Genomic DNA, 21516 nt, shown 5'->3' on the forward strand with positions numbered 1-21516 from the left:
AGAAACCTCGTGTCCCATCCCGCAGAACGTTTCACCCCCGCCTTCGGCCTTGGCAACCCACACTTGCAAACCTTGTGGGGACCGCTCTGGCGCAAAACCACCCACATCGACCGTGAACGTGAACGTTTGTGGCTGGGCGATGGCGATTTCCTCGACCTCGACTGGCACGGCCCACACAGCGTCGATGCGCCCCTGGTCCTGGTGTTGCATGGCCTGACTGGTTCGTCGAACTCGCCTTATGTGGCCGGCCTGCAGAAAGTGCTGGGTGCACAGGGCTGGGCGAGTGCCGCGCTGAACTGGCGGGGCTGTTCTGGCGAACCCAATCTGCTGCCGCGCAGCTATCACTCCGGTGCCAGCGAGGACCTCGCCGAGGCCATTGCGCACCTGCGAGCGAAACGCCCGCTTGCGCCGTTGTTCGCTGTCGGCTATTCCCTGGGCGGCAATATCCTGCTCAAGCATCTGGGCGAGACCGGCAGTGACAGCGGGGTCATGGGTGCGGTAGCGGTGTCGGTGCCGTTTCGCCTCGACCAATGCGCCGACCGTATCGGCCAAGGGTTTTCAAAGATCTATCAGGCGCATTTCATGCGCGAAATGGTCGGCTACATCAAGAACAAGCAACGGCAATTCCAGCACGACGGCCGCGAGGACAGCCTGGCAGAGCTGGCAGCGCTCGGCTCACTGGAAAACATGCGCACATTCTGGGATTTCGATGGCCGGGTAACGGCGCCTCTGCATGGATTCACCGATGCGAACGACTACTACCGTCGTGCTTCGAGCCGCTATTTTCTGGGCGAGATTCGCACGCCAACGTTGATCATTCAGGCGGCTGACGATCCGTTTGTGTTTACTCACAGCTTGCCGCAGGCGGATGAATTATCAGCGTGCACGCAATTCGAGTTGCAGCCCAAGGGTGGGCATGTCGGATTTGTCGGCGGCACGCTGCGGCGACCGGATTACTACCTCGAAAGGCGTATTCCGCAATGGCTGGCAAGGCTCGGACAATAAATAGCGATGTGTTTATTCACCGACCGCGATGCCCCGCGCCGGCTCGTTGATCCACTCGCTCCACGATCCGGCATACAAAGCGCCCAGCGGATAACCGGCCAGACACAAGGCAAAAAGGTTATGGCAAGCGGTGACGCCAGAGCCGCAGTAAGCCACCAGGTCATTCGGTGAACGCCCGCCCAGTTTCTCGGCAAACCGTTGCTTGAGTTGATCGGCCGGCAGAAATCGTCCGTCACTGCCCAGGTTGTCGGTGAACGCAGCGCATTGCGCACCGGGAATGTGCCCGGCAACCGGATCAATCGGCTCCACTTCGCCTTTGAAACGCGGCAGTGCGCGGGCGTCGAGCAAGGTCAGCGCAGGCTGGCTCAGACGTTGCTGAAGCTGTTCGGCGTCGACCACCAACGAATCATCCGGTATCCCGATGAAGGTGCCACGGGTGATGGATGGCGCATCAAGGCTCAATGGCAATCCGGCGGCATGCCAGGCCTTGAGGCCGCCATCAAGAATGAACACGCCGTCACGCTTGCCCAGCCATGCCAGCAGCCACCACGCCCGGGCCGCGTAAGCACCGGGACCGTCATCGTACAAAATCACTTCGCTGTCGGCATTGACGCCCCAGGCTTGCAGTCGCTCGATCAGGTCTTGTGCCTGCGGCAACGGGTGACGCCCGGTTACGCCTTTGACCACCGCGCCGCTCAAATCGCGCTCAAGATCGGCGAAGCTCGACCCGGCGATGTGCCCCTCGGCATAGCTGCGCTGCCCGTAGACCGGGTCTTCGAGGGCAAAACGACAATCCAGAATCACCCGCCCCGGCTGCTCTTTCTTCTGGTCCAGTGCTTGCGGGCTGATCAGTTGCGCAATGGGCATAACAGGCTCCTGTGATGGGGACGATGCTGAATCCTACTGCACTTCCTCGAGGGCCTGGGCCAGCGGTACGTAAAACTCTTCGAACAAGGCATTGACCGCCGCGCGCGATTGATCCGTGACGAATCCGGCCTCCAGCACCAGCACTTGATACACGCCGCGTTTAATCGCCTGCTCGCTCAAGTGGCTGGAATTTTCCCGCGTGGTGCACAGAAAACGCACCCACGACGTCAGAATGATCCACGCATTGAGCGTCAGCGATTCGATTTGCACTTTGTCCATGCGCAGAATGCCGGCGTCGACGAAGCCTGCGTAGATGTGGGTGCCATGAATGAGGCAGCGCTGGGAAAAGCGTCGATAACGGGCCGCAAGGTCGGGGTCGCTGTCGAGCAGGTGTTCGAGGTCGCGATGCAGAAAACGATAGCGCCACATCGCGGCCAACAGTTCCTGCAGATAAAAACGCTTGTCATCCACCGTCGCCGGGCGACCTTGTGGTGGACGCAGAAAGCTGTCGACCAGGCTTTCATACTCGCTGAACAGCACGGCAATAATCGCCTGCTTGTTAGGGAAGTGGTAATACAGATTGCCCGGAGAAATCTCCATGTGGGCGGCGATGTGGTTGGTGCTGATGCTGCGCTCGCCCTGTTGATTGAACAGCTCGAGGCTGTTCTGCACGATGCGCTCGCTGGTTTTAATCCGAGGGGCCATGGCTTGAGCTTTAATTCAGAGTGCGATAACCGGCATCTTACGGCCTATCGACGAACGGATAAAACCACACAATGCGAACAGGCCATTTGACTTTTTAGAGTATCCACTCTAAAAACCTCATCATTACAATAAATCCGGAGCCGACGATGACTGCTGAAATTGCCTACCTTCAGAATTTGCAGCAGCCACTGGAAGAACTTCAACAGCGATTCAACGCCCAGCGCGCGGCCTACACTGCCAACCCGATGCCGCCCGCTGCGCAGCGCCTGCAATGGTTGAAAGCCCTGCGGGATCTGTTGAGCAATGAGCGCCAGTGCCTGATCGACGCTATCAGCCAGGATTTCAGCCACCGCAGTGCCGACGAAACCCTGCTTGCCGAACTGATGCCCAGCCTGCACGGCATTCGCTACGCCAGTCGGCATTTGAAAGGCTGGATGAAGGCCTCGCCACGCAAGGTCGGGCTCGCTTTCCAACCGGCCGCGGCCAAAGTGGTTTATCAACCGCTGGGCGTGGTCGGGGTGATCGTGCCGTGGAACTACCCGTTGTATCTGGCGATCGGCCCGCTGGTGGGCGCGCTGTCGGCGGGCAATCGGGTGATGCTCAAACTCAGCGAATCAACCCCCACTACCGGTTTGCTTCTCAAAGAATTGCTCGGCCGGATTTTCCCCGAAGACCTGGTCTGCGTGGTGCTTGGCGAGGCCGACATTGGCGTGGCCTTTTCCAGGCTGCGCTTCGATCACTTGCTGTTCACCGGTGCCACCAGCATCGGCAAGCACGTGATGCGCGCTGCTGCAGAAAACCTGACGCCAGTGACGCTTGAGCTGGGGGGCAAATCGCCTGCCATCGTTTCCCGCGACGTGCCGCTGAACGACGCGGCCGAGCGCATCGCATTCGGCAAGACGCTCAATGCCGGACAAACCTGCGTGGCGCCCGACTATGTTCTGGTGCCGCAGGAACGTGTCGGCGCTTTCGTCGAAGCGTATCGCCAGGCCGTTCGTGGGTTTTATCCGACGCTGACGGATAACCCGGACTACACCGCGATCATCAATGACCGACACCTGGCCCGCCTCAACGGTTACCTCAGCGATGCAACCAGCAAAGGCGCGCTGCTGATTCCGCTGTTCGACAAGAGTCAGGGTCGCCGCATGAGTCATAGCCTGCTGCTGAACGTTACCGACGATATGATGGTGATGCAGGACGAAATCTTCGGGCCGCTGCTGCCGATTGTTCCGTACAAGGATCTTGATGAGGCGTTTGCCTACATCAATCAACGACCTCGGCCACTGGCGCTGTATTACTTCGGTTACGACAAGCGCGAACAAAACCGCGTGTTGCATGAAACCCATTCCGGGGGTGTATGCCTCAACGACACCTTGCTGCACGTTGCTCAGGACGACATGCCTTTCGGCGGCATCGGCGCCTCGGGCATGGGCCATTACCATGGCCGCGAAGGGTTCCTGACGTTCAGCAAGGCCAAGGGCGTGTTGATCAAACAGCGCTTCAATGCGGCGCGACTGATCTATCCGCCATATGGCAAATCCATTCAGAAGCTGATCCAGAAACTGTTCATCCGTTAATAATCGTCTTCACCGGGTAATAACAATAATGAACCCAGGCCTGTCCGGATCACCCGCGCTGTCACGGCGTGGCTTGCTCAAATTCAGCCTGGGCGCGAGCGCTTTCCTGGCCACGGCCGGGCTGGGCGCAAGTCTGAGCGGCTGCTCTTCGAACACGGCCGCCGATGATTTCGCAGCACTGCGTAACGGCGACCTGCTGTTTTTACGCGCAGTGATTCCGGTCATGCTCGACGGGGCGGTGGCCCTGGAAAACATGAGGGCGGCGGTGGAAGGCACGTTGAAAACCCTCGACAACGGGCTCGATCATTTATCGCCGCAAATGCTCGAGCTGACGCGGCAACTGTTCGACGTGCTGGGGCTGGCGGTAACGCGCGGGCCGCTCACCGGGATATGGGGCAGTTGGGAAAATGCCAGTGCCGAAGAGATCCGGCACTTTCTGCAGCGCTGGGAAAACAGTTCGTTGAGTTTGCTGCGCATGGGGCACAGCTCGTTGCTGCAGATGGTGATGATGGCGTGGTATGCCCGCAAGGAATCGTGGGCGCATTGCGGGTATCCGGGGCCGCCTGCGGTTTGATACCGCGTCGCGCCCTTCGCGGGCACCGTTGCTCTTGTGGGAGCGTGGCTTGCCCGCGAAGACGTCAGCCGCATACCTTCAATTCCAGAACAATAAGAGATCATGAACATGCCCGTACCCGACCCCTTCCGCGAAGGCATGGCCCGTGGCTGGAAAACCCACGACGGCTCTCGTCTGACGGAGCACCTGACCCTGGAAGCCGACGTAGCGATCATCGGCAGCGGCGCGGGCGGTGGCACGACGGCGGAAATCCTCAGCGCCGCTGGCTACAAGGTGTTGTTGATCGAAGAAGGCCCGCTGAAAACCAGCAGCGACTTCAAGATGCTCGAAGACCAGGCTTACACCAGCCTGTACCAGGAAGGCATCGGCCGCATGAGCAAGGACGGCGCGATCACCATTCTGCAGGGGCGCGCCGTCGGCGGCACTACACTGATCAACTGGACCTCGAGCTTTCGCACGCCCAACCCGACGCTCGAACACTGGGCCAGTGAACACGAGGTAAAAGGCCACTCCGCCGCCGACATGGCGCCCTGGTTTGAACGCATGGAACGCCGCCTCGGTGTTGCGCCCTGGCAAGTCCCGCCCAATGCCAACAATGACGTGATTCGCAGGGGTTGCGAGCAACTCGGCTACAGCTGGCACGTCATCCCGCGCAACGTGCGCGGTTGCTGGAACATCGGTTATTGCGGCATGGGTTGCCCGACCAACGCCAAGCAGTCGATGCTGGTCACGACCATACCGGCGACCCTGGAATACGGCGGCGAACTGCTGTATCTGGCCCGCGCCGAAAAACTCCTGCTCAGTGGCGATCAAGTTACCGGCCTGCGTTGCGTGGCCATGGACGAACGCTGCGTTGAGCCCACCGGCAAGATCATCACGGTCAAGGCGCGGCATTATGTGCTGGCCGGCGGCGGCATCAACAGCCCCGCCCTGCTCCTGCGCTCCGATGCGCCCGATCCGCACCAGCGGTTGGGCAAGCGCACGTTCCTGCACCTGGTCAACATGTCCGCCGCGCTGTTCGACGAGGTGATCAACCCCTTTTACGGGGCGCCGCAATCGATCTATTCCGACCATTTTCAGTGGCAGGACGGCCTCACCGGCAAGATGTCCTACAAACTGGAAGTGCCGCCCCTGCACCCGGCATTGGCGAGCACCCTGCTGGGCGGCTTCGGCGACGAAAGCGCGCGCCACATGCAGAACCTGCCTCACACCCACGCCATGCTCGCCCTGCTGCGCGATGGCTTTCACCCGGACAGCCCGGGGGGTAGCGTCGAGCTGCGTGGCGATGGCACCCCGGTGCTCGACTACCCGGTTTCACGCTACACCTGGAACGGTTTGCGTCGAGCGTTTCACAGCATGGCCGAAATCCAGTTTGCCGGGGGCGCCAAAGCGGTGATGCCGATGCACGCCGATGCGCACTATGTGAAAAACCTCGGCGAAGCGCGAACGCTGATCGACGGCTTGAGCCTGGAGCTGTACCGCACGCGACTGGGCAGTGCGCATGTAATGGGCGGCTGTGCCATGGGCGAAGATCCGAAAAATGCCGTGACCGACAGCCTTGGCCGTCATCATCAAATTGCCAATCTGTCGATCCACGATGGCTCGCTGTTCCCCACCAGCATTGGCGCAAACCCGCAACTGTCGGTGTACGGACTGACCGCACAACTGGCAACTTCCCTGGCCGAACGTTTAAAAAACAGCTGAAAAGAGAGAATATTCCTATCGTCTATAGTGCCTTCTTACCCAACAGGCGACTTGGCCGACCGGGAAGGCTGCGATACCATCCGACTCCCCAACGGACTCCCGCCAGGACGACGCGATGAACCGAGTGTTGTACCCAGGTACCTTCGACCCTATTACCAAGGGCCATGGCGACTTGGTCGAACGCGCCTCGCGCCTGTTCGATCACGTGATCATTGCTGTCGCTGCCAGCCCCAAGAAAAACCCGTTGTTTCCCCTGGAACAGCGTGTGGACCTGGCCCGCGAAGTCACCAAGCATTTGCCGAACGTTGAAGTCGTCGGTTTCTCGACGCTGTTGGCGCACTTTGCCAAAGAGAAGAACGCCAACGTGTTCCTGCGTGGTTTGCGCGCGGTGTCAGACTTTGAATACGAATTCCAGCTGGCCAACATGAACCGTCAGCTGGCGCCGGATGTGGAGAGTCTGTTTCTGACACCGTCCGAGCGTTATTCCTTCATTTCCTCGACGCTGGTGCGTGAAATCGCAGCACTGGGCGGGGATATCACCAAGTTCGTCCACCCGGCTGTGGCGGACGCGCTGACCGAACGCTTCAAGAAGTAAACTACCGCTCAAGCGGCGCCCGCGTGCACTGCGGGCGCCAATGCGGCACAATTGCGCGCATTGGTTTATTGCGCCCGGGCCCTGCGCCCCGGCTGGAGTTAGCATGTCCCTGATCATCACCGACGATTGCATCAATTGCGACGTCTGCGAACCCGAGTGCCCGAACGCCGCCATTTCCCAAGGCGAAGAGATCTACGTGATCGATCCGAACCTGTGCACGCAGTGCGTGGGTCACTACGACGAACCGCAGTGCCAGCAAGTCTGCCCGGTAGATTGCATCCCGCTGGACGAAGCGCATCCGGAGACGCAAGAGCAGTTGATGGCGAAGTATCGGGTGATTACCGGGAAGGTTTGAATAGTGCGGTGTCCGTCCTGACGCAATCGTCGGATCGCCGCCCGGAGCAAGCCCGCTCCCACAGGGAGATGGGGTGTACACAAATGGTGTGATCAACTCAGAACATTGTGGGAGCTAGCCTGCTAGCGATGAGGTCATCAGCCACACCGAAGAAGTCACCGAGTCCTCACTCCCGCTGCTCGAATCCCTCGCCGATACACCCCAGGCACCGCACAAACGCGGCTTTGCCTGGATCAACCACCAGCGCCTTGCCAGCATCGCCAATGCCGCCACCGAACGCGGTAAACGGCAACGCCACCACGAACAGACCGGCGCCGATCACCGTGGCCACGATCAACAGGGGTCGGGCGATCAACAAGTCCCCGATCATGGCGTAGGCAGGCGGATTCTGGATGGTATAGCGCGGATCGCCACTTCCCACGTTGGCCGCCAGCGCTGGCGTGGCGGTACTGAGCAACAAGACAACCGCGAGCGTTCGAAACAGATTCATGACGCGATCCTTCGACGGGACAGTGAAAACACAGACTATAGACCTAAAGCCCTGTCACCTCTGACAGCGCGGGCAAAACACGCTGGCGCGCTGACCGAGTTTGACTTCGCGCAGCTCGGTTGCGCAGACCTTGCACGGCTTGCCGCCGCGGCCATACACGAACAATTCCTGCTGAAAGTAACCCGGCTGACCGTCGCCACCGATGAAGTCGCGCAACGTCGTGCCGCCACGCTCGATTGCGGCAGCCAGGATGCGTTTGATTTCGACCGCCAGTTTCAGGTAGCGCGCCCTTGAAATGCCCCCGGCCTCGCGACGCGGATCGATCCCGGCGGCGAACAGCGCTTCGGTCGCATAGATATTGCCGACGCCCACCACCACGGCGTTGTCCATGATGAACGGCTTCACCGCCATGGAGCGTCCGCGGGACTGTTGAAACAGGCGATCACCGTCGAACAGGTCGTTCAAGGGCTCCGGTCCCAGGCGCAGCAGTAATTCGTGGTTGTGCGGATCGAGGCTCCAGAGCATCGCACCAAATCGTCGAGGATCTGTGTAACGCAGGGCCAGGCCAGATTCCAGCTCGATGTCGACGTGCTCGTGCTTGGCCGCCGGCATGCCGATCTCCACCAGGCGCAAATTGCCCGACATGCCCAAGTGACTGATCAGCGTGCCGACTTCGGCGTTGATCAGCAGGTACTTGGCGCGCCGCTCGACCAGCACAATGCGCTGGCCGGACAGGCGCACATCCAGGTCCTCCGGGATCGGCCAGCGCAGACGCCGATCACGCACGATCACCCGGCTGACGCGCTGCCCTTCCAGATGGGGCGCGATGCCGCGGCGGGTGGTTTCGACTTCCGGCAGTTCTGGCATGGGGCTCTCGAATCAGGGGCTCAGGTGCGGCGTTGTCCGCGACTCAGCGAGGGGTACCGAGGTCGCGGATGGTTTGCTTGAGGGTTTCGAAGTCGTAGTCCGACAGCCCGACGTAATCCAGCACGATGGGCGCAATGCTGTTCCATTCATGGTCTTCGGCCTGGTTACCCAGCACTCGACAAGACGCACAAATGTGTTCAGCCATTTTCAGAATCGCCAGCAGGTTTTTCAACTGGCTGTTGCGCAACGATTCATCGTTGAAAATCGCCAGGGCATTGTGATGATTCGCAATAGCCGTACTCACATGTTCCGGCAGGCGCCAGGATTTGGCTGTGTAATAACCGACCACCGCGTGGTTGGTATTAAACGCCCGGTTTTCGGTGTCGACCACCCGGCATTCGCTGCTGGCGCTGGCGTAAGCCTCTTCCAGCACCGTCATGTACTCGGGAAAACGCTGGAGCATCAATGGCACGCCGCAGTCGTGGAACAGGCCCAGTGCGTAAGCCTCGTCGCCCGCCTGCACGCCGATGCGCTTGGCCAGGGTCAGGCAGGTCATCGCCACATCCTGGGCGGTGTCCCAGAAACGGTTGAGCGTGACGATGGTGTCATCGTTCATCTCACCCTTGATCGATTGTGCGTTGATCAGGTTGATGATCGAACGGCTGCCCAGAAGATTCACCGCGCGCTGAATCGAGGTGATCTTGTTGCTCAAGCCGTAATACGGCGAATTGACGATTTTCAGCAACGAACCGGAGAGGCCCGGATCCTGGGAGATCAGCTTGGCGATCACTTCCAGGTCGGGATCGGGCATGTACTGTTCCATCTGCAAATCCACCATGATCTGCGGCTGGGCAGGCACGCTGATGCCCTGCAGGGACTGTTGGATCTGTTCGGCGGTCAGCTCTTGGGACATAAGTACACACTCTGGGTCAGGCGCCGATTCTACCCTTTCCGACCCTGGATCCGACACACCAGCGGGCACATCGGAGGAACTTTCATTGTTCGCCAGGCTTCGGACTGTGTAAGGCCCGTGACGGCAAAACACACATTCAATTCAGGAGACTCAATCATGGCCACTTCCCTGAACGGCAAACGTGTTGCGATTCTGGTAACCGATGGTTTCGAGCAGGTCGAGCTGACCGGACCCAAGCAGGCATTGGAGGAAGCCGGCGCACAAGTCGATATTCTTTCCGCCGAGGAAGGCCAGGTAAAAGGCTGGAATCACGACAAACCCGCCGACGACTTCGACGTCGATCAAACCTTCAAAGGCGCCAGCATCGAACAATACGATGCCCTCGTGTTGCCGGGCGGCGTACAGAATTCCGACACAATTCGTATTGATCTCGACGCTCAGCATCTGGTGAAAACCGGTACCTCGGCGGGTAAACCGATTGCGGTGATTTGCCATGGCAGCTGGTTGCTGATTTCCGCCGGGGTGGTCCGTGGCAAGTCGATCACCAGCTACAAAACGCTCAAGGATGACCTGGAAAATGCCGGGGCGAACTGGGTCGACAAGGAAGTGGTCACCGACGGTCATTTGATCAGCAGCCGTCAGCCGGATGATATTCCGGCGTTTAATCGGGAGTTGATTAGCGCGTTGTCGGCCTGACGCCGAACCCTTGTGGCGAGGGGATTTATCCCCGTTGGGCTGCGCAGCGGCCCCAAAACCAATAGCGCAGAGATTACGAAATTCCCTTTGCGATGTGTTGCGGCTGCTGCGCAGCCGGACGGGGGGGGAGTATCAGATTTTTTGTGTGCGGGCCGGTAATGGCCTGCCGTCAGGCAGGCCGTATTTTTACCAGGTCAGCCTGATAAATCTGTCTCCGTACAGAATTGCAAATTGATTCATTGCACTCTTCCAGTCGTGCGCCGCGCTGCCCCAATTGGCGGTGATGTTTTGTAGTGCCAGCCAGATCAGCTTGGTTGCCGCATCGTCGGTTGGGAAGTGCCCGCGGGTCTTGATGATCTTGCGTAGCTGAGCGTTGATGCTCTCGATTGCGTTGGTTGTGTAGATCACTTTTCGAATGGCGGGCGGGAAGACGAAGAATGGAATTACTCGATCCCAAGCGCGCCGCCAGGCTGCCACTACCGTCGGATACTGCTTGCCCCATGGACCGTTTTCAAAAGCATCCAGCGCCTGTTCGGCCGCTTCGGCGGTGACTGCCTGATAGACCGGCTTGAGCGCTTTGGCCAGTTCCCGGCGCTTATCCCACGCCGCGTAATCAAGGCTATTGCGGATCAGATGAACGATGCAGGTTTGCAACGTCGTCGCCGGAAACACCGCGCTCAAGGCTTCTGGCATGCCTTTTAGGCCGTCTGTTACAGCGATCAGCACATCACCGACGCCGCGTGTCTTGAGGTCGTTGAAAACCTTCATCCAGAACTTTGCACCCTCAGTGTTCTCGATCCAGATCCCCAGAATATCGCGCGTTCCATCGGGCAAAACCCCTAATGCCAAATAGATTGCCTTGTTGCGCACCAAGCCCTCTTCACGGATTTTGACGCGCAGGGCATCAAAGAAAATGACCGGGTACATCGGTTCTAAAGGCCGCTGTTGCCACGAAGTGATTTCGTCCATGACTTCGCTGGTGACAGAGCTGATGAAGTCAGGCGAGACATCCGTCCCATATTGCTCGGAGAGAAATGCACGGATTTCCCGGACAGTCATTCCACGGGCATACATGGCGATGATCTTGTCGTCGAAGCCGGTGTACCGCCGCTCGTGTTTCGGAATCAGAATGGGTGAAAAACTACCGTCTCGGTCGCGGGGAATATCCAGCCGCAGCGGGCCGTCACCGGTCAGAACCGTCTTAGCGCTTTTACCATTGCGCTGGTTGGTTTCATCCTCGGGGCGCTGCGCGCCCGGCGGATAGCCCAGATGATGGCCGAGTTCGGCGTTCAAGGCGCGCTCGATCAGAGCCTTCTTGAACGCCGCAGACGCATCCTCGATGGCTTCAGCGGTCATCGGCCCGTCAGCAAACTGCTCGAGCAGCTCTTTCGGTATTTTTGGTAATTCTCGCAACGCGGGTTTCTTTTTGGTTGGCATACATGCACCTCTTGCTCATGTTATGCCCGAACACAAAATTTCTGACAGTCCCGACGGGGGCAAGCCCCCTCGCCACAGGCAAGCCCCTTCGCCACAGGCAAGCTCCCTCGCCACATGTCCACCCGCAAACCTGCGCGGAGCCCAACACGCTATACTCCCGCTCTTTTTTCCGGAGCGACGTCATGTCCCTGCCTAGCCTGCGCCTCAAAGCCAACGCCGACCGCCGCCTGCGAAACGGCCACTTGTGGGTTTACAGCAACGAAATCGACGTAGCTGCCACCCCACTGCACGGCTTCAAGGCCGGTGATCAGGCGATCCTCGAAGCCGCCGGCGGCAAGCTGCTGGGCATCGTTGCCATGAGCCCGAACAACCTGATCTGCGCCCGCCTGCTGTCGCGCGACATCAAGTTGCCGCTGGACAAGTCGCTGCTGGTGCATCGCCTGAATGTCGCCCTCTCCCTGCGCGATCGCCTGTTCGACAAGCCGTTCTATCGCTTGGTCTACGGTGATTCCGATCTGCTGCCAGGTCTGGTCGTCGACCGTTTCGGCGACATCCTGGTGGTGCAGATCGCTTCGGCAACCATGGAAGCGCATAAAGACGACGTGATTGCAGCGCTGACTCAAGTGCTCAAGCCGAGCGGCATTCTGTTCAAGAACGACTCCGCTGCCCGTGACGCCGAAGGCCTCAACCGCTACGTCGAAACCGTGTTTGGCCTGGTGCCGGAATGGGTCGCGCTGGAAGAGAACGGCGTGAAATTCGAAGCACCGGTCATTCAGGGCCAGAAAACCGGCTGGTTCTACGACCACCGCATGAACCGCGCGCGTTTGGCCCCGTATGCCAAAGGCAAGCGCGTGCTCGACCTGTACAGCTACATCGGCGGCTGGGGCGTGCAAGCCGCTGCGTTCGGTGCCAGCGAAGTGTTCTGCGTCGATGCCTCGGCCTTCGCCCTGGACGGTGTCGAGCGCAATGCCGCGCTGAACGGCTTCGCTGAGAAAATGACCTGCCTCGAAGGCGATGTGTTTGATGCCCTGAAAGAGCTGAAAGCCAGCGAAGAACGTTTCGACGTGATCGTTGCCGATCCGCCGGCGTTCATCAAACGCAAGAAAGACATGAAAAATGGCGAAGGCGCCTATCGTCGCCTGAACGAGCAAGCCATGCGCCTGCTCACCAAAGACGGCATCCTGATTAGCGCCTCCTGCTCGATGCACCTGCCGGAAGACGACCTGCAAAACATCCTGCTGACCAGCGCCCGTCATCTGGATCGCAACATCCAGATGCTGGAACGCGGCGGCCAGGGCCCGGACCACCCGGTGCATCCGGCGATTGCCGAGACGCGGTACATCAAGAGCATTACTTGCCGGTTGTTGCCGAATAGCTGATAACGCCGATTGATCGGGGGGGGGCCAATCGGCTCCCCTTCTTATTCATTCCTCCTCTCCTAATCCACCAATCCTAATTAGACGTTATTCCATGATCGCCGGGATTTTGTCGAACAAAACTTAACAAACTTATGCACACGTAGGACCACTCCGACAAAATCACCAGAAAACTCTTACCTGATATTTCCTTGAAAAATACCAGGTAACTTCTATGATTGAATTGTCACTATGAAGTGGCATTTACTTAAAACTACAAGGAGTTCCAAAAATGAAAGCAATTACTCTGGAAGCTTCTACCATCGCCAACCTGGCTTTTCTGGTTTCCCCAAAAGTCTGTTAAGTAAATGAGGCGCTGGGGAGTGCCGGCTACCCAGCGTTTCCTATGGAAGACTAGAGTGGATCGCCAGCCATGCAAATCAATCCTTATATATTCTTGCTTCCTTGCACACCAAACCAAATAGTCTGGGATTACAAAAATCACAAGCAATTTGAACTAAACCTAGAATACTCAACCCGTCTCGCCCGGCTTATCGAAAATCCAGCAAAGTTTGACTACAACAACAAAATAGACATTCAGCTCCTGAACTCAGAAATACTAATAATATCGAAACAAGACACTATCGAATGGGGCTGGGATGAATTATCAAAGATATTCCCTATCGTCACCAAGAACATCCCTTGTAAATATGTCCCTCAAGATATTAACGAATGGTCGAGGCACTACCTGGACCATTGCGCCGACGTATTGGCTACGCCTGCACCAGGGACCAGACTCACCGAGCGTCCGACAGACGAGTGGATTTCCCTGCCTCAACCTACGGGCCTGCCAGTTAATGCTCTTGTAGAGACGTTAATTAAGCGAAAGACCTGTCGCAGTTTCACGGGTGAAGGGGTTTCCCTCGACGAGGTGAGCACCCTCCTATATTTCTCTCTCGGGAATTTGCGTGAGCGCGAAAACGATATCGACGAAACCATTGCCAAAGGTCTCAGCGCCCGGCGCAGTAGCCCATCCGGCGGTGGGCTGAATGCCTGCGAAGGTTTTCTACATGTTCAAAGCGTCAGCGGCCTGAATCCTGGACTCTACGCCTACCACCCCACCGAACATGCGTTGAGCTTCGTCAATCCGGTGCCTGACTCGCCCATGGGGCAGTTGTTGTGTGCGGCTGGGACCAGCGTTTCACCCTCGGCGACTGGAACACCCGAGCCTCGGTACGAACCAGCGAACACACCTACCAGTTGCCGTCAGATCTGGAGCGGCAACTGGAAACACGACATTGGTTCCCGCCGAGCTTCCTGCCCTACCTGAGGCACCCGGCCATCGAAGCAGCAGGCTGCGAGACCACCCATCGATTATCTGCCAATCATCTGGTGTATTTCCTCGATTACACCACCCGACTTGAACATCGGATCGTCAACCGCTCCGTGGAAACCATCGTGCATGACGAACTCGGCCCGTACATCCCACAGCGAATGAAAATAGCCGCCCTTCAGCTCTATACCGATGAGGGTTATCACGCTCTGTTTTCCAGTAGTCTCGCCGAGCAGATAGCAGACCTTTACGGCATGACCCAACGCCCCGTAATGCCCCACCGCATTAGCCGACTGAACACCTTCATCGAGCACACCCCCGACACGCATAAAGCGCTGGCCTGGTTTCTCGTTGGCTTCGTGTCCGAAACAATCATTGCCAGAGAACTGGTTGAAGTTTGCCGCAACGGGCTGGTGTCCAGCGTCCAGGAAATGCTCAGGGACCACCTCACCGACGAGGCCCGACACTGTCGCTACTTTTCCGAAATGTTCCATTATCTGTGGCTGACCCTGAACAGCAGCCAACGCACTTTCGCCGCGGAGTTGCTGGTAGCCGTCATCCCGATGTTCTTTGAGGTCGATGAGCGATGGCTGAAGGAAAGTCTGAACAGTGCCGGCCTCGGCGAGAACTGCGTCGCAGAAATCCTCAGTGCCCTGACCGAACCGCAAGCCTGCCTTCATCGCTCCCGATCGGGTGCAGGCGCGACATTTCTGGCCATGGAAAAGGCAGGTTTTTTCGACCTGCGTTCCAACCAGCAGCTCTTCGTAAAGGCAGGACTTGTCCATGGATGAAGGAAAATCCGCAGTCAGTTTCAAAAACCGTCGGGCCACGGTCATTCTGTTGATGACCATGACGCTGCTCGGCGTCTTCCCCCTTGATGTGGTCCTCCCGTCCTTTCCCGTTCTTTCTGACTACTTTCAGACTTCACCGTCCGAGATCGCCCTGTCCATCAGCGTGTTCGCCATTGGTCTGGCGTTGTCCGTGGTGGTGGTCGGACCGCTGTCAGATTTGTGGGGGCGCAAGAAGCTGCTGCTGGCAGGTATCGCAATTGCGGTGGTCGGTGCGACGGGTTGCCTGGCTTCCAGCGAGTACAGCTGGTTCCTGTTCTTTCGCGTGATCCAGGCGGTTGGTTGCGGATCATTCGTGCTGTCACAGGCACTGGTTCAGGATTTGTTCGTCGGCAAAGAGCAGGAGCGAATCAGAATCTGGATGGTGACGGGCGGCGGGGTGTTCATCTCGATTTCGCCTCTACTGGGGGCCTGGTTGCAATCGCAGCTAGGCTGGCAGGGCAGTTTTTATGTGTTTATCACGCTGGCCGTCATGGTTTGGCTCAAAGCCTGCTTTCTGCTCAAGGAAAACCCGGACCTTCATACGGCATCGCACGGACGATTTTTCAGTGCCTATTGGCGTGTGTGCTCAGATCTACGCTTCATGGCTTACTGGCTAATTTCAGCGTTGGCCTTTGCCTGCCACTTTTCGTTCATCGTCATTTCACCGATCATTTTCATGGAGCGTCTGGCGCTTTCGTCGTACGAATATGCCTGGGCGTTATTGCTGTATGGCGTGGCCTATGTGTTCGGCGGAATCGTTGCCAGCTCGCTGCATCGGCGTCTGCAGGCGAGTACGCAGATTATTGCAGGCCTGGGCCTGATCGCCCTGTCGGGGTTGGTCATGCTCTGGCTGGCGAATCAGTTCGAGCTCAGTGCGGCGGCGGTGCTAGTACCGATGCTCATTTGCACGGCCGGAACCACCATCGCTAGGCCAATCGCCAATTCCAAGGCCATGAGCCTCTATGCGCAGGATGCTGGCACGTCCTCTTCGGTCGGCGGCGTGATGATCTTCATGTGCGGCGGTGTGGTCAGCGTTGTGATCAATCTCGCGTCCGAAAACCTGATCACGGCGCTTGCCCTGTGTTTTCTAATCTTGAGCGCCACGGGTCTTGGCCCGAACGCGTTGATCAGACGGCGACAACTGGCGCTGAACGTGAACTGAACCTGCCGGTCGTCATCCCGCACGGCGCCATCAACCATGGATCAATACGTCATGCCATTCCCTCCCGCCGTCAGCCGTGTAGAATCGCGACATTCATCGCCAGTCATCCCCCGGCGGGTTTATGAGCTCAAGCTGAAGCGCGCGGCGATCCCGCAAAGTTATCGGCAACTTCCGGACACACGGCCATTTCTGAGTGTTCCAGACGTCAACAGAAGCTCACTTCCCTTTTGATACCTGATTAGCCGCCCGGAGTGCTTCATGCCTGATTACCGCTCGAAAACATCCACCCACGGCCGCAACATGGCCGGTGCCCGCGCACTGTGGCGCGCCACGGGGATGAAAGATGACGACTTCAAAAAGCCGATCATCGCCATTGCCAACTCCTTCACCCAGTTCGTACCGGGCCACGTCCACCTCAAGGACCTGGGTCAACTGGTCGCCCGCGAAATCGAACGTGCGGGCGGTGTCGCCAAAGAATTCAACACCATTGCCGTGGATGACGGCATCGCCATGGGTCACGATGGCATGCTGTATTCGCTTCCGAGCCGCGAGATCATTGCCGACTCGGTCGAGTACATGGTCAACGCCCACTGCGCCGATGCGATCGTGTGCATCTCCAACTGCGACAAGATCACCCCGGGCATGTTGATGGCGTCCCTGCGCCTGAACATTCCGGTGATCTTTGTCTCCGGCGGTCCGATGGAGGCGGGCAAGACCAAGCTCGCCTCCCACGGCCTCGACCTGGTCGATGCCATGGTGATCGCCGCCGACGCCAGCGCGTCCGACGAGAAAGTCGCCGAGTACGAGCGCAGCGCCTGCCCGACCTGTGGTTCATGCTCCGGCATGTTCACCGCCAACTCGATGAACTGCCTGGTGGAAGCATTGGGCCTGGCATTGCCAGGCAACGGTTCGACGCTGGCCACCCACAGTGACCGCGAGCAACTGTTCCTGCAGGCCGGCCGCACCATCGTCGAGCTGTGCAAGCGTTACTACACCGACAACGACGAGTCGGTACTGCCGCGCAACATTGCCAACTTCAAGGCGTTCGAAAACGCCATGACGCTGGACATCGCCATGGGCGGTTCCACCAACACCATCCTGCATTTGCTGGCCGCCGCCCAGGAAGCAGAAATCGATTTCGACCTGCGCGACATCGACCGCCTGTCCCGCCACGTGCCGCAGCTGTGCAAAGTCGCGCCGAATATCCAGAAGTACCACATGGAAGACGTGCACCGTGCCGGCGGGATCTTCAGCATCCTCGGTTCGCTGGCCCGTGGCGGCCTGCTGCATACTGAGCTGCCGACCGTGCACAGCAAAACCCTGGCCGAAGGCATCGCCAAGTGGGACATCACCCAGACCGACGACGAAGCTGTGCACACCTTCTTCAAGGCCGGTCCTGCGGGCATCCCGACGCAAACCGCGTTCAGCCAGTCCACCCGTTGGGAAACCCTGGACGATGACCGTGAAAACGGCTGCATCCGCAGTGTCGAGCATGCCTATTCCAAAGAAGGCGGCCTGGCTGTTCTCTATGGCAACATCGCGTTGGACGGCTGCGTAGTGAAAACCGCCGGCGTCGATGAATCGATCCACGTGTTCGAAGGCAACGCGAAAATCTTCGAAAGCCAGGACAGCGCCGTACGCGGCATCCTCGCCGACGAAGTGAAGGCCGGCGACATCGTGATCATCCGCTATGAAGGTCCGAAAGGCGGCCCCGGCATGCAGGAAATGCTCTACCCGACGTCGTACCTCAAATCCAAAGGTCTGGGCAAAGCGTGCGCCCTGCTCACCGACGGCCGTTTCTCCGGCGGCACCTCGGGCCTGTCCATCGGTCACGCTTCGCCGGAAGCAGCAGCGGGCGGCGCGATTGGTTTGGTGCAGGATGGCGACAAAGTGCTGATCGACATTCCGAATCGCTCGATCAACCTGTTGATCAGCGACGAAGAAATGGCCGGCCGCCGCGCCGAGCAGGATCACAAAGGCTGGAAACCGGTTGAGAAACGTCCGCGCAAAGTAACCACGGCACTGAAGGCCTACGCCCTGCTCGCGACCAGCGCCGACAAAGGTGCCGTGCGCAACAAGGCGATGCTCGACGGGCTGTAAGCGCCGACCGCCGCAATAAAAATGCCCCGCCATGTGCGGGGCATTTTTTTGGATAAAACCCGATCAACTGTAGGAGCGAGCCTGCTCGCGAAAAACCTGAGAGCGCCGTGGGGTGTCAGGTAACCAGCATTATCGTTCACGACCATCGCGAGCAGGCTCGCTCCCACATTAAATCTCCAGTGTTTATTGAATCTCAGCCGGCGTCACGATCACCCAGTTTTTGTCCGCCGTCACCGGCAGCCCTTCCTTCGCCTGTGCAGCCGCGTTTTTGGCGATCATGCCGTTGAGCTGAGTCATGTATTTGTCTTTGCGGTTGACCCACAAGTGAATGCCGCCCTTGGCCACGTCGACCCCGTGAAAAAGCATGAAGCCATCGCTGGTCGGGGTGTCGCCGGCGACCAGAATCGGTTTTTTCCATTCATCGATGTAGGTGAGGATCGCGGCGTGTTTGCCGGCCATCCAGGTGGCCGGGGTCCACAGGTAAGGCGTCAGTTCCAGGCCAAGGTTTGCCTGTTCGTCATACTGACCGGCAGTGATCTGTTTGCGCGCCGTGGTCAATGCGCCGGACTCGCGATCCTTGAGCAGCATAGTCACGCCGATCACGTTCTGCGGTTTGACGTTGTAGCCGTACTGCGGATCGGCCGCGACCATGCGCACCAGCTCTTCGGAGGCGGCGGTCATCACGTAGACCTCGATGCCGTTCTCCATCAGTTTGGTGTACAGCTCTTTCTGACCGGTGAAAATCTGTGGCGGGTTGACCTCGATGGTCTTGACCACATCGCCTTCGTAATACGTGCTCGGTACCGGTTTACCGGACGCCATCAACTCGTCGACATAGCCTTTGAGCTCTTTGAGCGTGAAGCCGGAAAACACCTGGGCGACCCACGGGTAACACACCATGTCGTCGAGTTCGCAGAGGCGGTAGTAATAACTGAACAAACTTTCCTTGTGTTCGGCGGTGTCCTTGAACGGAATCAGCTTCAGCGAGGGGTCAAGCTTTTCGCGAGTGATCAGGCCTTTGTTCTCCATGAACGGCAGTAACGACTCTTCCAGATCGTAGCGGTAACTGGTGTTGTCCATGTCGAACACCGCGTAGTTACCTTTGTTCGCGTTGGCGGCAATCATCGCATCCAGCGCCTTGGCCTGATCGCGGGGCCAGTGTTTGAGGTCGGTGGCAAACGCCTGGCCGGCGAGGCCCAGACTCAAGCTTAATCCCACTGCAACAGCCAGAAATTTCGGAGCGAGTTTCATCGGCGTGCTTCCCTTGTGAAAAACCCTAGATCAAAGAAACCGACGCTAGCAAATAACCACAACGTGCTGCGCCTGCCTGCGACCGCTTGAGTCCCTTACGCGTCAGCTGCATCCCTGACAGCGACACCCGCTTATTCCAAAAACGACAGTCACCCTGCTTTTTTGATATTAATTCATTGCAAATCAAGCTGTTAGGCTTTCCGGTTCGCGGCTTCCCCGGAAGGTGGCTGGCACATGTCCTAGTGGAGTTTTTCAATGAACCTGCCGTTGATCCTCAATTTGCTGGTGTTCCTCGCCCTGCTCTTCGGCCTGGCGCAAACCCGTCATACCTCGTGGAGCCTGGCGAAAAAAGTCCTGCTCGCATTGGTGTTGGGCGTGGCGTTCGGCGTCGCGCTGCACACTGTGTACGGTGCCGGCAACCCGGTTTTGAAAGCCTCTATCGGCTGGTTCGATCTGGTGGGCAACGGCTACGTGCAACTGCTGCAAATGATCGTGATCCCGCTGGTCTTTGCCTCGATCCTCAGCGCCGTGGCGCGGCTGCACAATGCGTCGTCGCTGGGCAAGATCAGCTTCCTGACCATCGGCACGCTGCTGTTTACCACCGCCATTGCGGCGCTGATCGGCATCGGCCTGACCAACCTGTTCGGCCTGACGGCTGAAGGGCTGGTTGCCGGCACCCAGGAAATGGCCCGCTTGCAAACCATTCAGAATGATTACGCCGGCAAGGTCGCCGACCTGAATGTGCCGCAGCTGCTGTTGTCGTTCATCCCGCAAAACCCCTTCGCCGACCTGGCCCGGGCCAAGCCGACGTCGATCATCAGCGTGGTGATCTTCGCAGCATTCCTCGGCGTCGCGGCGCTGCAGCTGTTGAAGGAAGACGTCGAAAAAGGTCAGAAAGTGATCAACGCCATCGACACCCTGCAGGCCTGGGTGATGCGTCTGGTGCGTCTGGTGATGAAGTTGACGCCCTACGGCGTCATGGCGCTGATGACCAAAGTGGTCGCCGGCTCCAATGTGCAAGACATCATCAAGCTCGGCGGTTTTGTGGTGGTGTCCTACATCGGCCTGGGCCTGATGTTTGTGGTGCACGGCGTGCTGGTGTCCGCCGCCGGGATTAATCCGCTGCGCTTTTTCCGCAAGATCTGGCCGGTGCTGACTTTTGCTTTCACCAGCCGCTCCAGCGCCGCGACGATTCCTTTGAGCATCGAGGCGCAGACCAGTCGCCTGGGTATCCCGCAGTCGATCGCCAGTTTCGCGGCGTCGTTCGGCGCGACCATCGGCCAGAACGGTTGTGCCGGCCTGTACCCGGCGATGCTGGCGGTGATGGTGGCACCGACCGTGGGCATCAACCCGCTGGACCCGCTGTGGATAGCGACGCTGGTGGCGATCGTCACGCTGAGTTCGGCCGGGGTGGCGGGGGTGGGCGGTGGCGCCACGTTCGCCGCGCTGATCGTGCTGCCGGCGATGGGTTTGCCGGTGTCACTGGTGGCGTTGCTGATCTCGGTTGAGCCGTTGATTGATATGGGTCGTACGGCGCTGAACGTGAGTGGCTCGATTGCGGCGGGGGCGATTACCAGTCAGGTGATGCAGCAGACGGATAAAGAGTTGCTGGGGGCTGATGAGCATGGGGAACTGGCGCACGCTTGATTGGCGTCTGATCAACCGCTATCGCGAGCAAGCTCGCCCCCACTGGATCTGCG

General features: G+C 58.7%; 19 protein-coding genes and 2 pseudogenes. 13 read left to right on the forward strand and 8 right to left on the reverse strand.

Features of this window, described 5'->3' with window-relative positions; genetic code table 11:
* Nucleotides 1–9 precede the first annotated feature (9 nt).
* Entirely contained in the window at nucleotides 10–1005 is a 996-nt protein-coding gene (locus tag ACYZT1_RS23705) for a hydrolase (protein WP_462016952.1), read from the forward strand.
* 12 nt (nucleotides 1006–1017) lie between these two features.
* On the opposite strand, the gene ACYZT1_RS23710 is transcribed toward ACYZT1_RS23705, so the two are convergent.
* Both ACYZT1_RS23710 and ACYZT1_RS23715 read right to left on the reverse strand, forming a co-directional pair.
* Nucleotides 1018–1872: a sulfurtransferase gene (locus ACYZT1_RS23710; RefSeq protein ID WP_462016953.1), complete on the reverse strand. Its 855-nt coding sequence runs from the start codon at nucleotides 1870–1872 to the stop codon at nucleotides 1018–1020.
* A gap of 33 nt (nucleotides 1873–1905) precedes the next feature.
* A complete protein-coding gene (locus ACYZT1_RS23715; RefSeq protein WP_462016954.1) occupies nucleotides 1906–2577 on the reverse strand; it encodes a TetR/AcrR family transcriptional regulator in 672 nt (223 codons plus the stop codon).
* A 146-nt stretch (nucleotides 2578–2723) separates the two neighbouring features.
* Here ACYZT1_RS23715 and ACYZT1_RS23720 point away from each other — a divergent pair, with 146 nt between their 5' ends.
* The 5 genes from ACYZT1_RS23720 (at nucleotide 2724) to ACYZT1_RS23740 (ending at nucleotide 7382) form a co-directional block, all read left to right on the forward strand.
* A complete protein-coding gene (locus ACYZT1_RS23720) occupies nucleotides 2724–4154 on the forward strand; it encodes a coniferyl aldehyde dehydrogenase (protein WP_462016955.1) in 1431 nt (476 codons plus the stop codon).
* A gap of 28 nt (nucleotides 4155–4182) precedes the next feature.
* On the forward strand, nucleotides 4183–4728 hold the full coding sequence (locus ACYZT1_RS23725) for a twin-arginine translocation pathway signal protein (RefSeq protein WP_462016956.1): 546 nt from the start codon (nucleotides 4183–4185) through the stop codon (nucleotides 4726–4728).
* A gap of 108 nt (nucleotides 4729–4836) precedes the next feature.
* Nucleotides 4837–6432, forward strand: a complete 1596-nt coding sequence (locus ACYZT1_RS23730) for a GMC family oxidoreductase (RefSeq protein ID WP_462016957.1) — start codon at nucleotides 4837–4839, stop codon at nucleotides 6430–6432.
* A 115-nt stretch (nucleotides 6433–6547) separates the two neighbouring features.
* Nucleotides 6548–7027 (forward strand): pantetheine-phosphate adenylyltransferase, encoded by a 480-nt coding sequence (gene coaD, locus ACYZT1_RS23735; RefSeq protein ID WP_462016958.1) that lies wholly within the window; start codon nucleotides 6548–6550, stop codon nucleotides 7025–7027.
* Between the two features lie 103 nt (nucleotides 7028–7130).
* Nucleotides 7131–7382, forward strand: a complete 252-nt coding sequence (locus ACYZT1_RS23740) for a YfhL family 4Fe-4S dicluster ferredoxin (RefSeq protein WP_462016959.1) — start codon at nucleotides 7131–7133, stop codon at nucleotides 7380–7382.
* Nucleotides 7383–7548: 166 nt separating this feature from the next.
* Here ACYZT1_RS23740 and ACYZT1_RS23745 read toward each other — a convergent pair whose 3' ends face one another.
* From ACYZT1_RS23745 to ACYZT1_RS23755, 3 genes are read right to left on the reverse strand one after another with little or no spacing between them, the layout of a single operon-like run.
* The gene (locus tag ACYZT1_RS23745) at nucleotides 7549–7872 is read right to left on the reverse strand and encodes a multidrug transporter (RefSeq protein WP_462016960.1); all 324 of its coding nucleotides are present in this window, start codon (nucleotides 7870–7872) and stop codon (nucleotides 7549–7551) included.
* A 54-nt stretch (nucleotides 7873–7926) separates the two neighbouring features.
* A complete protein-coding gene (mutM, locus tag ACYZT1_RS23750) occupies nucleotides 7927–8739 on the reverse strand; it encodes a bifunctional DNA-formamidopyrimidine glycosylase/DNA-(apurinic or apyrimidinic site) lyase (protein ID WP_462016961.1) in 813 nt (270 codons plus the stop codon).
* Nucleotides 8740–8782: 43 nt separating this feature from the next.
* Nucleotides 8783–9598, reverse strand: coding sequence for an HDOD domain-containing protein (locus ACYZT1_RS23755; RefSeq protein ID WP_462019310.1), 816 nt, complete (start codon nucleotides 9596–9598; stop codon nucleotides 8783–8785).
* Between the two features lie 210 nt (nucleotides 9599–9808).
* Here ACYZT1_RS23755 and ACYZT1_RS23760 point away from each other — a divergent pair, with 210 nt between their 5' ends.
* Nucleotides 9809–10348 carry a type 1 glutamine amidotransferase domain-containing protein gene (locus ACYZT1_RS23760; RefSeq protein WP_462016962.1) on the forward strand — a complete coding sequence of 180 codons (540 nt, stop codon included), beginning with the start codon at nucleotides 9809–9811 and terminating at the stop codon, nucleotides 10346–10348.
* Between the two features lie 186 nt (nucleotides 10349–10534).
* Here ACYZT1_RS23760 and ACYZT1_RS23765 read toward each other — a convergent pair whose 3' ends face one another.
* Nucleotides 10535–11785, reverse strand: a complete 1251-nt coding sequence (locus ACYZT1_RS23765; protein ID WP_462015873.1) for an IS256 family transposase — start codon at nucleotides 11783–11785, stop codon at nucleotides 10535–10537.
* A 182-nt stretch (nucleotides 11786–11967) separates the two neighbouring features.
* On the opposite strand from ACYZT1_RS23765, the gene ACYZT1_RS23770 reads away from it, so the two are divergent.
* From ACYZT1_RS23770 to ilvD, 5 genes and pseudogenes are all read left to right on the forward strand, one after another.
* On the forward strand, nucleotides 11968–13164 hold the full coding sequence (locus tag ACYZT1_RS23770; protein WP_462016963.1) for a class I SAM-dependent rRNA methyltransferase: 1197 nt from the start codon (nucleotides 11968–11970) through the stop codon (nucleotides 13162–13164).
* Between the two features lie 409 nt (nucleotides 13165–13573).
* Nucleotides 13574–14323: pseudogene (locus tag ACYZT1_RS23775) on the forward strand (nitroreductase family protein); the annotation flags it as partial.
* Nucleotides 14320–15264 (forward strand): diiron oxygenase, encoded by a 945-nt coding sequence (locus tag ACYZT1_RS23780; RefSeq protein ID WP_462016964.1) that lies wholly within the window; start codon nucleotides 14320–14322, stop codon nucleotides 15262–15264. The pseudogene ACYZT1_RS23775 and the gene ACYZT1_RS23780, both read left to right, overlap by 4 nt.
* Nucleotides 15257–16465, forward strand: a complete 1209-nt coding sequence (locus tag ACYZT1_RS23785) for an MFS transporter (RefSeq protein ID WP_462016965.1) — start codon at nucleotides 15257–15259, stop codon at nucleotides 16463–16465. The genes ACYZT1_RS23780 and ACYZT1_RS23785 overlap by 8 nt, the downstream gene beginning before the upstream one ends.
* A 258-nt stretch (nucleotides 16466–16723) precedes the next feature.
* The gene (gene ilvD, locus ACYZT1_RS23790; protein ID WP_462016966.1) at nucleotides 16724–18565 is read left to right on the forward strand and encodes a dihydroxy-acid dehydratase; all 1842 of its coding nucleotides are present in this window, start codon (nucleotides 16724–16726) and stop codon (nucleotides 18563–18565) included.
* Nucleotides 18566–18618: 53 nt separating this feature from the next.
* On the opposite strand, the pseudogene ACYZT1_RS23795 reads toward ilvD, so the two are convergent.
* Nucleotides 18619–18711, reverse strand: a pseudogene (locus ACYZT1_RS23795) (outer membrane lipoprotein carrier protein LolA); the annotation flags it as partial.
* Between the two features lie 37 nt (nucleotides 18712–18748).
* Nucleotides 18749–19816: an HAD family hydrolase gene (locus tag ACYZT1_RS23800; protein ID WP_462016967.1), complete on the reverse strand. Its 1068-nt coding sequence runs from the start codon at nucleotides 19814–19816 to the stop codon at nucleotides 18749–18751.
* A gap of 255 nt (nucleotides 19817–20071) precedes the next feature.
* Here ACYZT1_RS23800 and ACYZT1_RS23805 point away from each other — a divergent pair, with 255 nt between their 5' ends.
* Nucleotides 20072–21463, forward strand: coding sequence for an L-cystine transporter (locus ACYZT1_RS23805; RefSeq protein ID WP_462016968.1), 1392 nt, complete (start codon nucleotides 20072–20074; stop codon nucleotides 21461–21463).
* Nucleotides 21464–21516: the final 53 nt, after the last annotated feature.

The sequence above is a fragment of the Pseudomonas sp. PB3P13 genome, assembly GCF_054897735.1.

What these genes read in the sequence shown, in the direction of transcription:
- ACYZT1_RS23710 (WP_462016953.1), bottom strand. Translation starts at nt 1,872, where the DNA reads ATGCCCATTGCGCAACTGATCAGCCCGCAAGCACTGGACCAGAAGAAA.
- ACYZT1_RS23715 (WP_462016954.1), bottom strand. Translation starts at nt 2,577, where the DNA reads ATGGCCCCTCGGATTAAAACCAGCGAGCGCATCGTGCAGAACAGCCTC.
- ACYZT1_RS23720 (WP_462016955.1), top strand. Translation starts at nt 2,724, where the DNA reads ATGACTGCTGAAATTGCCTACCTTCAGAATTTGCAGCAGCCACTGGAA.
- ACYZT1_RS23725 (WP_462016956.1), top strand. Translation starts at nt 4,183, where the DNA reads ATGAACCCAGGCCTGTCCGGATCACCCGCGCTGTCACGGCGTGGCTTG.
- ACYZT1_RS23730 (WP_462016957.1), top strand. Translation starts at nt 4,837, where the DNA reads ATGCCCGTACCCGACCCCTTCCGCGAAGGCATGGCCCGTGGCTGGAAA.
- coaD (WP_462016958.1), top strand. Translation starts at nt 6,548, where the DNA reads ATGAACCGAGTGTTGTACCCAGGTACCTTCGACCCTATTACCAAGGGC.
- ACYZT1_RS23740 (WP_462016959.1), top strand. Translation starts at nt 7,131, where the DNA reads ATGTCCCTGATCATCACCGACGATTGCATCAATTGCGACGTCTGCGAA.
- ACYZT1_RS23745 (WP_462016960.1), bottom strand. Translation starts at nt 7,872, where the DNA reads ATGAATCTGTTTCGAACGCTCGCGGTTGTCTTGTTGCTCAGTACCGCC.
- mutM (WP_462016961.1), bottom strand. Translation starts at nt 8,739, where the DNA reads ATGCCAGAACTGCCGGAAGTCGAAACCACCCGCCGCGGCATCGCGCCC.
- ACYZT1_RS23760 (WP_462016962.1), top strand. Translation starts at nt 9,809, where the DNA reads ATGGCCACTTCCCTGAACGGCAAACGTGTTGCGATTCTGGTAACCGAT.
- ACYZT1_RS23765 (WP_462015873.1), bottom strand. Translation starts at nt 11,785, where the DNA reads ATGCCAACCAAAAAGAAACCCGCGTTGCGAGAATTACCAAAAATACCG.
- ACYZT1_RS23770 (WP_462016963.1), top strand. Translation starts at nt 11,968, where the DNA reads ATGTCCCTGCCTAGCCTGCGCCTCAAAGCCAACGCCGACCGCCGCCTG.
- ACYZT1_RS23785 (WP_462016965.1), top strand. Translation starts at nt 15,257, where the DNA reads ATGGATGAAGGAAAATCCGCAGTCAGTTTCAAAAACCGTCGGGCCACG.
- ilvD (WP_462016966.1), top strand. Translation starts at nt 16,724, where the DNA reads ATGCCTGATTACCGCTCGAAAACATCCACCCACGGCCGCAACATGGCC.
- ACYZT1_RS23800 (WP_462016967.1), bottom strand. Translation starts at nt 19,816, where the DNA reads ATGAAACTCGCTCCGAAATTTCTGGCTGTTGCAGTGGGATTAAGCTTG.
- ACYZT1_RS23805 (WP_462016968.1), top strand. Translation starts at nt 20,072, where the DNA reads ATGAACCTGCCGTTGATCCTCAATTTGCTGGTGTTCCTCGCCCTGCTC.